The following is a 10,937-nucleotide window of genomic DNA, read 5'->3' as shown; positions in this document are numbered from 1 at the left end:
GAGTAGCAACAGCCGATGCCGGTGACTTTTTCCGCCGAGGATTTTGACCGGGTCTTCGACTCTTCCGTGATTCGCCGGGCGCAAAGCCTCATCGCGCTGGGTTTCGTGAAGGACGTGACCCTGCACGGCGAGACCATCGACGGCCTCGTCGAGGACATGGACGGCACCCGCCGCACCACCTCCATCACCCCCGAGAAAAAAGGCAGCCGCATTTCCTTCGCCGAGCGCGAATGCTCCTGCGGCGAGCGCGGTTGCCGTCACCTTGCCGCTACCGCCCTGGCGGCGCTGGGCAAGTTCCCGCAGCTGCGCAAACAAGCGCCCAAGCAGCTGATCGACACCATCATCCCTGCCGGCGAGCGCCCGCCCGGCCCGCCCTCGCCGCCGCGCATCCGCGCCACCGGGCGCCGCCCCAAGGCCGCCAACATCCTGCTGCCCACATTGCCCGACGCTCCGGAGCCCGGCGCCACCATCCTGGAACGCAAGGCCACCCCGGTGCTGCGCCTGCGCCGCGTGCACGGGCCGGATGAGCAAAACCGCCAGCGCATGATCGACGTGCTGACGCTGGACTTCGACTATGGCGGCGTGCGGGTGGACGGTGCCGACGAGCAGCAATTCATCCGCGTCCGCTCCGGCGGGCAGATCTCCTTCATCCGCCGCGACATCGCCGCTGAAGCCGAGGCGCTGGACCAACTCCGCCAGGACAATTTCGTGCAGATGCGCGTGGCCGACGGCAAGTCCGCCCGTGGCCAGCGTGTGCTGGTCTATCGCGGCCAGGAAGCCGCGGCGAAATGGCACCATTTCGTCGCCGTGCGCGTGCCCGAGCTCACCGCCCAGGGCTGGCTCAGCCATATCGACGCCAATTTCGGCCCGCAGCTGGCCGAGAATGTCGGCAATCTGGACGTGCGGGTGGAGGACGGCGAAGCCGGCACCTTCAGCCTGGAATTCGGCGTGGAGGTGGATGGCGAACGCATCCCCCTGCTGCCCATCCTGGAGAACCTGCTCAACAAGGGCGGCATCGACGCGGCGCAGATCGTCGAGGGCGAGATCATCACCAGCCTGGAGGATGGCCGCGTGGTCAAGCTCCCGGCGGACCGCATCCGGCGCCTGCTGGCGGTGATGGGCGACCTCATCGAATCCGCCGGGCGCACCACCGAGAAGGGGCTGGTGCTGCCGGTGGGCGCCGCCGCCACGGTGCTCGAACTCGAGGACGTGCTCACCACCTCCTGGCAGAACGCGGCGGATATCGAGGCTTATGTCGAGCGCTTCCGTGGCGAGCCGGACATCATCCCGGTCGAGATCCCGCCCGAGTTCAAGGCCAGCCTGCGCCCCTACCAGCAGCATGGCGTCGACTGGCTCCAGCATCTGGCCAGCTACGGCCTCGGCGGCTTCCTGGCCGACGATATGGGCCTGGGCAAAACCGCGCAGACCATCGCCAATATCTGCGTGGAATACGCCGCCGGGCGGCTCACCTCGCCCGCCCTCATCGTCGTGCCCACCTCGCTGGTCGCCAACTGGACAGCCGAGCTCGGCAAATTCGCCCCGCATCTGAAGGTGGTGGTGCTGCACGGGCTGGAACGTCACGAGAAGCGCGAGCAGCTGGATGACGTGCATGTGGTGGTGACCACCTACACCGTGCTGACGCGCGATATTGAGGAGATGAAGATCCTGCCCTGGCATCTCGTGGTGCTGGACGAGGCGCAGGCCATCAAGAGCCCAGAGGCGCGGGCCACGCGCTCGGTCTGCCAGCTCAAGACCACCAACAAGATCTGCCTCTCCGGCACGCCCATCGAGAACAATCTCGACGAGTTGTGGTCGCAGTTCGCCTTCCTCATGCCCGGCCTGCTGGGCGACCGCCGGGGCTTCACCAAGCGCTTCCGCACGCCCATCGAGAAAAACGGCGACCCGGTGGTGCGCGCCCAGCTTGTCGCGCGCATCCAGCCCTTCATCATGCGCCGCACCAAGCAGGAGGTGGCGACCGAACTGCCGCCCAAGCACATCATCCTGCGCCGCATCAGCCTCGCCCCGGACCAGCGCGAGCTGTACGAGACCATCCGCGGCACGCTGTACGAGACCGTGAAGGAACAGATGGCCGAACGCACGCTGGCGCAGAGCCGCGTCATCGTGCTCGACGCGCTGCTGAAGCTGCGCCAGGCCTGCTGCGACCCGCGCCTCGTGCGCATCGGCAACGCCACCGGCGTGGAAAGCTCGGCCAAGCTGGACGACCTGATGGAGATGCTGAACGAGCTGATCCCCGAGGGACGGCGCATCCTGGTGTTCTCGCAGTTCACCTCCATGCTCGACCTGATGAAGCCGCGTCTGGCCGAGGCGGGCATCCCGTTCGTCGAGCTGCGCGGCGACACGCGCGACCGCGCCACCCCGGTGCAGCGCTTCGAGGCCAGCGAAGTGCCGCTCTTCCTGATCTCGCTGAAGGCGGGCGGGCGCGGACTGAACCTGACCTCGGCGGATACGGTGATCCATTACGACCCGTGGTGGAACCCGGCCATCGAGGCCCAGGCTTCCGACCGCGCGCACCGTATCGGCCAGACCAAGTCGGTGTTCGTCTACAAGCTCATCGCGACCGACACGGTGGAAGAGCGCATCCTTGAGCTGCAGCAGCGCAAGGCGGAGCTGGCCAGCATCGCCTTCGAGGATGGCGGTGGCATGGCCTTCAATGCCGACGATATCGACTTCCTCTTCGGCTCGGACCGCGACCCGGAGGCGGAAGCGGCCTGAGATGGGCAAAATCGTCTGGCTGGCATCTTACCCCAAATCGGGGAACACCTGGGTCCGGGCGTTTCTGCACAATTACATCACCCGGCCCGAGGCGGCGCACAGCATCAACCGGCTGACGGATTTCTCCGTCGCCGAATGCGCCGCCCCGTTCTTCCGCCAGCCGGGCGAGACGCTCACCATCGAGCAGGTGCAGGCCCTGCGCCCCGGCGTACACGAGCAGCTGACGAAGCTGCACCCGGACCTCGTCTTCGTGAAGACGCACAACGCCAATCTCGCCGTGCATGGCATTCCGCTCTGCACCCCCGAGCATACGGCGGGGGCGGTGTATATCGTGCGCGACCCGCGCGACGTCGCCCTCTCCTTCGCCGCCTTCGCGCAGCGGAGCGTGGATGAGATCATCGAGGTAATGGCCAACCCCGGCGCCGCCAATGCCAGCGACGATCTGCAAGTCTTCGAACTGCTCTCCTCCTGGTCGGCGCATGTTCGCTCCTGGGTGGGCGCGCCTCGGCGGCTGCTCACGCGCTACGAGGATCTGGTGGCCGAGCCGGAGCGCTATTTCGCGCGTATCATCCGGTTCATCGGCACTGGGGAAGTGGATCAACAACGCCTCGCCCTCGCCATCGAGTTCAGCAGCTTCAAGAGCCTCTCGGCGCAGGAGACGGCCGAGGGCTACAAGGCGGGCGGCAAGGGAGAAAAATTCTTCCGCCAGGGCAAGGCCGGGCAATGGCGCGAGCGCCTAACGCCCGCGCAGGTCCAGCGCATCACCGCCGCACATGGCGAGGTGATGCAAAAGCTGGGATACCTTTAGCGCGGCAGGAACCCGACCAGCCGCTCCGCCTCGGCCACAATCGGCTCGGCGATGGCCTCGGCCTTGCGCGCACCCTCTTGCAAAATGCGGTCCAGCGCCGTCGGGTCCTTCAGATATTCGCGGGTACGATTACCGATCGGCTCGATATGCGCGATCAGCGCCTCGGCCAGCGCCTCCTTGAACGGGCCGAAGCCGGACCCGGCAAAGCGGTGCAGCACCTCGCTCACCTTATGCCCGGTGATGGCGGCGTAGATGCCCACCAAATTCCGCGCCTCGGGCCGGGCATCAAGATCATGCACATGCTCGGGCAGCGGCTCCGGGTCGGTCTTGGCCTTACGGATCTTCTGCGCGATCACATCGGCCGTGTCGGTCATGTTGATGCGCGACATGTCCGAGGGATCGGATTTGGACATCTTCTTGGTGCCATCGCGCAGGCTCATCACCCGCGCCGACTCCTTCAGCACCAGCGGCTCGATGCGCGGGAAGAACGCCACACCGAAATCATGGTTGAACTTCTCGGCGATGTCGTTCGCCAGCTCGATATGCTGGAGCTGGTCATCCCCCACCGGCACGCGCGTGGCATGGTAGGCGTGGATGTCGGCGGCCATCAGGTTGGGGTAGGTGAACAGCCCGGTGGAGACTTCCTCCTGATGCTTGCCCGCCTTGTCCTTGAACTGCGTCATGCGCTTGAGCCAGCCCATGCGGGCCACGCAGTTGAAGATCCAGGCCAGCCGCGCATGGGCCGAAACCGCCGATTGGTGGAACAGGATGCTGCGCTCGGTATCGATCCCGCAGGCCAGCAGCAGGGCGGCCATCTGGCGGGTCTGCTCGCGCAGGGCGGCAGGCTCCTGGAAAGTGGTGATGGCGTGCAGATCGACGAGGCAATAGACGCACTCGTCATCGCCCTGCTGCAATGCCACCCAGTTGCGCAGCGCGCCGAGATAATTGCCAAGAGTCGCGATGCCGGTGGGCTGAATGCCAGAGAAGATGCGTGCCATGATGGCGCATGGTTTCGCCGTGTTTTATGCGCCGGTCAACCGCCGCCCCGCTTTCTGCGGGGGCGGGGAAGGGCGTCAGGCCAGCTGGGCCAGTATCGCCTTGGCCACGCCCTCGGAGCTGGCGGGGTTCTGGCCGGAGATCAGCCTGCCATCCTCAATAACGAAAGCCCCCCAATCCGGCCCCTTCTGATAATGGGCGCCCAGGCGCTTGAACTCGGTCTCGACCAGGAAGGGCACCACATCTGTGAGCTGCACGGCGTCCTCCTCGCTGTTGGAGAAGCCGGTCACGCGCCGTCCCTCGACCAGCGGATGGCCATTCGCGGCCTTCACGTGGCGCAGCGCGCCAGGGGCGTGGCAGACCAGCCCGTACGGCTTGCCCGCGCGGTCGAACGCCTCGATGAGCGCGATGGAGGCCGGCGATTCCGCCAAATCCCACAGCGGACCATGCCCGCCGGGGTAGAACACGGCGTCGAAATCCTCGGCGCGCACACTGTCCAGCCGCACGGTGTTGGCCAGGGCCTGCTGCGCCGCCGGATCGGCCTTGAAGCGATGGGTCAGCGCGGTCTGGAATTCCGGCAGGTCGCTCTTGGGGTCGAGCGGCGGCGGCCCGCCATGCGGAGAGGCCAGGACAAGCTCCGCCCCCGCATCGTGGAATACATAATAGGGAGCTGCCAACTCCTCGAGCCAGAACCCGGTTTTGTGGCCGGTATTGCCGAGTTGGTCGTGCGAGGTGAGAACGATCAGAATCTTCATGCGTAACTCCCGTATGATGCCCCCTAATCTTGTGGCGCCACCCGGGCCGTGCAACCCCTTGGGCTGGTCAGGCCGCCTTGGCTCGGCGGCGGCGCAAAATGCGCAGGATCTCATCCAGCTCGAAGGCCCGCAGCAAAATGCCTGGACCGAAGTAGAACACGCCCCCCACCAGCACCAGGAGCAAAAACTCAGGGATATTGCTCTTGCCGGCCGGCAGCACCCAGCGCCCGGTGGCATAAAGTGCGGCGGCCATCACCGCGCCCGCGAGCAGAATGCGTGGCACCCGGTGACGCGAGAGCGCGTCCAGCCCGAAATGCGCGCGCCGGCGCAGCAGCCACACCAGCAGCGTGGCGTTGAAGGCCGAAGACAGCGAGGTGGCCAGCGCCGGCCCCACCGCCTTCAGCGGATGCATGAACAACAGGTTCAGCCCCAAATTCAGCGCCACCGCCGCCACGCCGATCTTCAGCGGCGTCACCGTATCGCCCCTCGCGTAAAAACCGGGGGTAAACACCTTGATCAGCGCGAACACCGGCAACCCGATGGCGAACGCCGCCAAAGAATGCGCGGCCAGAATGGCGTTATGCTCGGTAAACGCTCCGCGCACGAACAGCACATCCATCACCGGCTTGCCCGCCACGGCCAGCCCGATGGCCGCGGGCAGGGTCAGCATCAGCACGGATTCCAGCGCCCGGTTGAGCGCGGTGTTGGCCTCCTCCGTCTGCCCAAGCGCGATATGCTTGGTCACGGCGGGCAACAGCGCCGTGCCGGCTGCGGTGGCGATCACCCCCAGCGGCAGCTGATTCACGCGGTCGGCGTAGTACAGGATGGACACCGAGCCCGCGGGCAGCAGCGTGCCGATGATGATGTCGATGGAGACGTTGAGCTGCGTCACCCCCGCCCCCACCAACGCCGGAGCCATGCGCCGGAACAACGTGCGGATGCGCGGGGTAAAGCGCAGGCGCGGCATGGTGAAGCGCATCCCCGCCCGGCGGATGGCCCACACCACCAGCGCCAGCTGCGCGATGCCCGAGACGGTAACACCCCAGGCCAGCGCAAAGCCCGGATTGGCGGTGTAAGGTGCGAGCCACAGCATGGAGGCGATGGAGAACACGTTGAACAGCACGGGCGCCGCCGCCGCCGCCGCGAACCGGCTCATCGCGTTCAGCACGCCCGAGAACAGGGCGGTGAGACAGACGAAGAACAAATACGGAAACATGATGCGCGTCAGCGCGACGGCGAGGTCGAACCTGCCGCCATTCCCCGTGAAGCCCGGCGCCAGCACATACAGCACCCAGGGCATGAAAATTTCGCCCAATATGGTGATGCCCCCAAGCCAGAAGGCCATCACCGCTGTCGCCTCCTCGGCGAAATTGGTGGCGGCTTCCATGCCCTCCTGGTGCAGCACGGTGGCGATGGAAGGCACGAAGGCGGCGTTGAACGCGCCCTCGCCGAACAGACGGCGGAACAGATTGGGCAGGCGCAGCGCCACGAAGAAGGCATCGGCCACCGGTCCGGTGCCGAGCACGAAAGCGATCATGATATCGCGGACGAAGCCGAGGATGCGGCTCGCCATCGTCCAGGCCCCAACGGTAAACGCGCCGCGTATCATGCGCCGTGGCTTAGAGGATTAATTAGGCCGGATAAACCCATAGGTGGGGTACACGCTCGCCCCCAGCGCATGCGCTGGCTCGTACCACACGCGCACCGCCGTCCAGTCGTTGCAGGGGGAGACATCCACCACCGGCTGATTTCGCTCGATGCGGTGCGGCAGCCAGTTGGCCTGGGTCACGCGGATCTCGCGCGAGCTGTCCAGCCTCGTCACCACCGCCAGATGCCCCACGCTCATGTTCCCGTGCGGGGCGAACACCAACACCGCCCCCCGGCTCGGCACCTGGCTGCGCGGATACACGCCCTCCGCCTCGTCCCACCACTCATAGGCATTGCCCTGCAGGTCGATGCCCGAGACCTCCCGCGCATAGGGCACGCAGCTCAGACGCGTGGAGGTGCCAAAATGGCTGGGCGATTCCAGGCGCGGCCCGGCACAAGCGGCCAAAGCGAGGCAAGGCAGGAGGGCGAGGCGGAAACGCGGCATCTTCTTGCATTTCTGGGCAGGAACAAGCCGCGCCGCAATCCCCCGCTTGATCCTGCCCCTGGCTCCGACTAGCCTGCGCCCCATGCCCGCTCTCTCCATGCACTCCCCGGTCGGCGACCTCACGCTGTTCGCGGAGGATGACGCCATTGTCGCGCTCGAATGGGGCTGGGGTAGCTTCCAGGATCCCTCGCCCCTGCTGCTGCGCGCCAAGGCCGCGCTGGACGCGTATTTCGACGAAGACGCCCCCCTGCCCGACGACCTGCCACTGAACCCCCATGGCACCGCCTACCGGCAGAAGGTCTGGGCCGCGCTGCGGCAGATCCCGCTGGGCGAAACACGCTCCTATGCCGAGATCGCGGCGGTTGCGGGCGGCTCGGCCCGCGCGGTGGGCGGCGCCAATGCCGCCAACCCCATCCCCATTCTCATCCCCTGCCACCGCGTGCTCGGCAGCTCCGGCATGGGCGGCTATTCCGGTGGCGATGGGCTCGCCACCAAACGTATTCTCCTAGACCTCGAACAACGAATCAGGGCCCGATAACGATGACCCATGCCATCCGTATCCACGCCACCGGCGGCCCGGACGTCCTCAAATGGGAGCAGGTTCCCACCCCCCAGCCCGGCCCGCACGACGCGCTGATACGCCATGAGGCGGTGGGGCTGAACTTTATCGACGTGTATTTCCGCACCGGGCTGTATAAAGCGCCGCTGCCCGCCACCATCGGCATGGAAGGTGCCGGCGTGGTGTTGGCCGTGGGTGAGGCGGTAACCAACGTCGCCCCCGGCGACCGCGTGGCCTATGCCGGCGGGCCGCTGGGCGCCTATGCCACGGAACGCCTGATCCCCGCCGACCGGCTGGTGAAACTACCCGAAAGCATCAGCTTCCAGACCGCCGCGGCCGCCATGCTCCAGGGCATCACCGCGCATTTCCTGCTGCACCGCACGTTCAAGGTGCAAAAGGGCCAGACCATACTGGTCCACGCGGCGGCGGGCGGGGTGGGGCTCATCATGTGCCAATGGGCGGCGCATCTCGGGGCCAATGTCATCGGCGTGGTCTCCACCGCCGAGAAGGCCGAGCTGGCCCATGCCAACGGCGCCGCACACACCATCATCGGCCACGCCAATCTGGCGGCGGAGGTCAAGCGCATCACCGGCGGCGCAATGGTGCCGGTGGTGTATGACGGCGTGGGCAAGGACACGTTCAACGCCAGCCTGGACTGCCTCGCCCCGCTCGGGCTGATGGTCTCGTTCGGCAATGCCTCCGGCCCCGTACCGCCAGTGGACCTGCTCACCCTCGGGGCCAAGGGCAGCCTGTATCTCACCCGCCCCGGCTTCGCCACCTACACCGCCAACCCGGCGGATCTCGAAGCTTCGGCCCAGAGCCTATTCGAGGCCATCGGCTCCGGCGCGGTGAAGGTGCAGGTCAACCAGACCTTCAAACTGGCCGAGGCCGCCGCCGCCCACGCGGCGCTGGAAGCCCGCCAGACCACCGGCAGCACCGTCCTCATCCCCTGAGACCGGCCCTTCCCCTCTCTCTGGCCGCGTTCTGGGCGGCGCTCGCCTGCGGCACGGTTCTCGGCATCCTGTGGCTGGACCAGCCCGTCGCCCTGTTCTTCTCCACGCATAACGGCCTGCGCCCGCTCTTTCAGGCCTGCGCCGTGCCCTCGGTGTTCGCGCTGCCCTTCGCTGGGCTGTTTCTGCTCTGGGCGCTGGCACAAAAGCTGCGCGACGCTGCCCGGCTCAACCCGCTGGCCTTGCGCGTCAGCCTCGCCATTCTGGCTGCCACCGCCGCCAAGGACGAGCTGAAATGGCTGTTCGGCCGCACTTGGCCCGGCTCCTGGCTGAAATACGGGATGTACGGCTTCCACCCGCTCACCGACTCTGCCCTGTGCGGCGGGTTTCCCTCGGGCCACACCGCCTATATCTCGGCGCCGCTAGGGGTGCTGTGGGTGCTGCACCCACGCTGGCGTCCGCTTTACGCGGCGCTCATCCTGGCGGTGATGACCGGGCTGGTCGGCGCGGATTACCATTTCATCTCGGACGTTCTGGCCGGGCTGATCACCGGCACGGCCTGCGCCTGGGGTACGCTGGTGCTGCTGGGGCGGGAAGCCTAACCCGCCCGCACCAGATCCTCGCGCGCCGCCGTCGCCAGCGCGTCCGCGCGGTCGTTCATCACGTCGCCCGAATGCCCGCGCACCCAGCGCCAGTCGATCTCATGCGGTTTCGCCGCCGCCAGCACGCGCTGCCAAAGGTCCATGTTCTTCACCGGGTCGCCCGTGGAGCTGCGCCAGTTCTTGCGCACCCAACCGGTATGCCAGCGTGTGATGCCGTTCTTCAGGTACTCGCTGTCGGTATGCAGCACCACCTTGCAGGGCCGGGTCAACGCGCTCAGCGCCTCGGCGGCGGCGGTCAGCTCCATGCGGTTATTGGTGGTCTCCGGGTCGGCGCCCGAAAGCTCCCTCACATTGCCCTTGAACTTCAGGATCGCGCCCCACCCGCCCGGCCCCGGATTCGGCTTGCAGCCGCCATCGGTCCAGATCTCGACGATGTTTTCCACGGTCTCAGAGGCCATAGGCGGAAGCATCCTTGGCCGCGAGGTGGAAGCGCAGGCGGCGGTAATAATCCATCGGGTCCTTGGGCGTGACGAGCGCACCCGCCGGGGTGTTCAGCCAGTCGTAGAGCCGCGTCAGTAAAAAGCGCATCGCCGCCCCCTGGGCCAGCACCGGCATGGCCGCCTGCTCGGCGGCCGAAAGCTCCCGGTGCGCCATATAGCCTCGCAGCAAGGCGCGGGACTTGGTGGCATTGAACGAGAAATCCCGCTCGAAGCACCAGGCGTTCAGGCAGATCGCCACGTCGTAGGCGTAGATATCCGTGCAGGCGAAATAGAAATCGATCAACCCCGAGATCTCGCCGTTCAGAAAGAACACGTTGTCCGGGAACAGATCGGCATGGATATGCCCCACAGGCAAATCCTTGGGCCACGCGGCGGTGATCTGACCCAGCCAGCCTTCCAGCTCCGCCGCCAAGCCGGGCTGCACGCTGTCCGCTCCCTCGCACTTGGCCAGCAGCGGCCCCCAGGCATCGGGCCCCAGCCCGTTCTTGCGCGTGGCGGCAAAGCCCTGGCCCGCCAGATGCAGCTTGGCCAGCGCGGCCCCCAGCGGCTCGCAATGCTCGATGCCCACGCGGCGCGGCCACACCCCCGGCAAGAAGGTGGTGATGGCGGCGATCTTCCCGGCCAGCGGGTTGAGGTTCTGGCCATCCTTGGCGCGCACCGGCAGCGGGCAGGTGAGCCCGTTGGCGGCCAGATGCTCCATAAGCCCCAGGAACCAGGGCAGGTCCTCGGGGTTCACCCGCTTCTCGTACAAGGTGAGGATGAAATCGCCCTGCGTGGTTTTCAGCGCGTAATTGCTGTTCTCCACGCCCTCGGCGATGCCGCGATACGCGAGCAGCGTGCCGATCTCATAGCGCTCCAAAAACGCCGTCAGCGCCTCGTCCGTGACTTCCGTATAAACTGCCATGCCCGTAGATGACCGGGCGTGAAAATTCTGGCAAGGGA

11 protein-coding genes are annotated in these 10,937 nt (G+C 66.7%); 5 read left to right on the top strand and 6 right to left on the bottom strand.

The window, feature by feature from the left end; all coding sequences use genetic code 11:
• The first annotated feature begins 15 nt into the window (after positions 1 to 15).
• Positions 16 to 2,733, top strand: coding sequence for a DEAD/DEAH box helicase (locus HNP71_RS04835; RefSeq protein ID WP_183265756.1), 2,718 nt, complete (start codon positions 16 to 18; stop codon positions 2,731 to 2,733).
• Between the two features lies 1 nt (position 2,734).
• The gene (locus HNP71_RS04830) at positions 2,735 to 3,541 is read left to right on the top strand and encodes a sulfotransferase domain-containing protein (RefSeq protein ID WP_183265755.1); all 807 of its coding nucleotides are present in this window, start codon (positions 2,735 to 2,737) and stop codon (positions 3,539 to 3,541) included.
• Here the strand turns inward: HNP71_RS04830 and trpS are convergent.
• The 4 genes from trpS to HNP71_RS04810 form a co-directional block, all read right to left on the bottom strand.
• Complete coding sequence (gene trpS, locus HNP71_RS04825) at positions 3,538 to 4,539, bottom strand: tryptophan--tRNA ligase (RefSeq protein WP_183265754.1); 1,002 nt, start codon at positions 4,537 to 4,539, stop codon at positions 3,538 to 3,540. The two genes, HNP71_RS04830 and trpS, sit on opposite strands and share 4 nt — an antisense overlap.
• A gap of 75 nt (positions 4,540 to 4,614) precedes the next feature.
• Positions 4,615 to 5,292, bottom strand: coding sequence for a type 1 glutamine amidotransferase domain-containing protein (locus HNP71_RS04820; protein WP_183265753.1), 678 nt, complete (start codon positions 5,290 to 5,292; stop codon positions 4,615 to 4,617).
• 67 nt (positions 5,293 to 5,359) lie between these two features.
• Positions 5,360 to 6,901 carry a murein biosynthesis integral membrane protein MurJ gene (murJ, locus tag HNP71_RS04815; RefSeq protein WP_183265752.1) on the bottom strand — a complete coding sequence of 514 codons (1,542 nt, stop codon included), beginning with the start codon at positions 6,899 to 6,901 and terminating at the stop codon, positions 5,360 to 5,362.
• A gap of 18 nt (positions 6,902 to 6,919) precedes the next feature.
• The gene (locus tag HNP71_RS04810) at positions 6,920 to 7,384 is read right to left on the bottom strand and encodes a CHAP domain-containing protein (protein ID WP_183265751.1); all 465 of its coding nucleotides are present in this window, start codon (positions 7,382 to 7,384) and stop codon (positions 6,920 to 6,922) included.
• An 82-nt stretch (positions 7,385 to 7,466) separates the two neighbouring features.
• On the opposite strand from HNP71_RS04810, the gene HNP71_RS04805 reads away from it, so the two are divergent.
• The 3 genes from HNP71_RS04805 to HNP71_RS04795 all read left to right on the top strand — a co-directional run bounded on the left by HNP71_RS04805 (position 7,467) and on the right by HNP71_RS04795 (position 9,495).
• Complete coding sequence (locus HNP71_RS04805; RefSeq protein WP_183265750.1) at positions 7,467 to 7,922, top strand: methylated-DNA--[protein]-cysteine S-methyltransferase; 456 nt, start codon at positions 7,467 to 7,469, stop codon at positions 7,920 to 7,922.
• Positions 7,923 to 7,924: 2 nt separating this feature from the next.
• Positions 7,925 to 8,896, top strand: a complete 972-nt coding sequence (locus HNP71_RS04800; RefSeq protein WP_183265749.1) for a quinone oxidoreductase family protein — start codon at positions 7,925 to 7,927, stop codon at positions 8,894 to 8,896.
• A gap of 143 nt (positions 8,897 to 9,039) precedes the next feature.
• Positions 9,040 to 9,495 carry a phosphatase PAP2 family protein gene (locus tag HNP71_RS04795; RefSeq protein ID WP_183265748.1) on the top strand — a complete coding sequence of 152 codons (456 nt, stop codon included), beginning with the start codon at positions 9,040 to 9,042 and terminating at the stop codon, positions 9,493 to 9,495.
• Here the strand turns inward: HNP71_RS04795 and rnhA are convergent.
• Complete coding sequence (rnhA, locus tag HNP71_RS04790) at positions 9,492 to 9,953, bottom strand: ribonuclease HI (RefSeq protein WP_183265747.1); 462 nt, start codon at positions 9,951 to 9,953, stop codon at positions 9,492 to 9,494. The two genes, HNP71_RS04795 and rnhA, sit on opposite strands and share 4 nt — an antisense overlap.
• Entirely contained in the window at positions 9,943 to 10,899 is a 957-nt protein-coding gene (locus tag HNP71_RS04785; RefSeq protein WP_183265746.1) for a homoserine kinase, read from the bottom strand. Before HNP71_RS04785 ends, rnhA begins: the two co-directional genes overlap by 11 nt.
• Positions 10,900 to 10,937 lie beyond the last annotated feature (38 nt).

The organism is Acidocella aromatica, assembly GCF_014201825.1.
GTDB lineage: Bacteria > Pseudomonadota > Alphaproteobacteria > Acetobacterales > Acetobacteraceae > Acidocella > Acidocella aromatica.
This window is presented reverse-complemented; position numbering and strand designations above follow the sequence as displayed.

Bases quoted from the DNA above. Each gene is read 5' to 3' on its own strand.
- rnhA (WP_183265747.1), bottom strand. From the start codon at position 9,953: ATGGCCTCTGAGACCGTGGAAAACATCGTCGAGATCTGGACCGATGGC.
- HNP71_RS04830 (WP_183265755.1), top strand. From the start codon at position 2,735: ATGGGCAAAATCGTCTGGCTGGCATCTTACCCCAAATCGGGGAACACC.
- HNP71_RS04800 (WP_183265749.1), top strand. From the start codon at position 7,925: ATGACCCATGCCATCCGTATCCACGCCACCGGCGGCCCGGACGTCCTC.
- HNP71_RS04810 (WP_183265751.1), bottom strand. From the start codon at position 7,384: ATGCCGCGTTTCCGCCTCGCCCTCCTGCCTTGCCTCGCTTTGGCCGCT.
- HNP71_RS04820 (WP_183265753.1), bottom strand. From the start codon at position 5,292: ATGAAGATTCTGATCGTTCTCACCTCGCACGACCAACTCGGCAATACC.
- HNP71_RS04805 (WP_183265750.1), top strand. From the start codon at position 7,467: ATGCCCGCTCTCTCCATGCACTCCCCGGTCGGCGACCTCACGCTGTTC.
- trpS (WP_183265754.1), bottom strand. From the start codon at position 4,539: ATGGCACGCATCTTCTCTGGCATTCAGCCCACCGGCATCGCGACTCTT.
- murJ (WP_183265752.1), bottom strand. From the start codon at position 6,901: ATGATACGCGGCGCGTTTACCGTTGGGGCCTGGACGATGGCGAGCCGC.
- HNP71_RS04785 (WP_183265746.1), bottom strand. From the start codon at position 10,899: ATGGCAGTTTATACGGAAGTCACGGACGAGGCGCTGACGGCGTTTTTG.
- HNP71_RS04835 (WP_183265756.1), top strand. From the start codon at position 16: ATGCCGGTGACTTTTTCCGCCGAGGATTTTGACCGGGTCTTCGACTCT.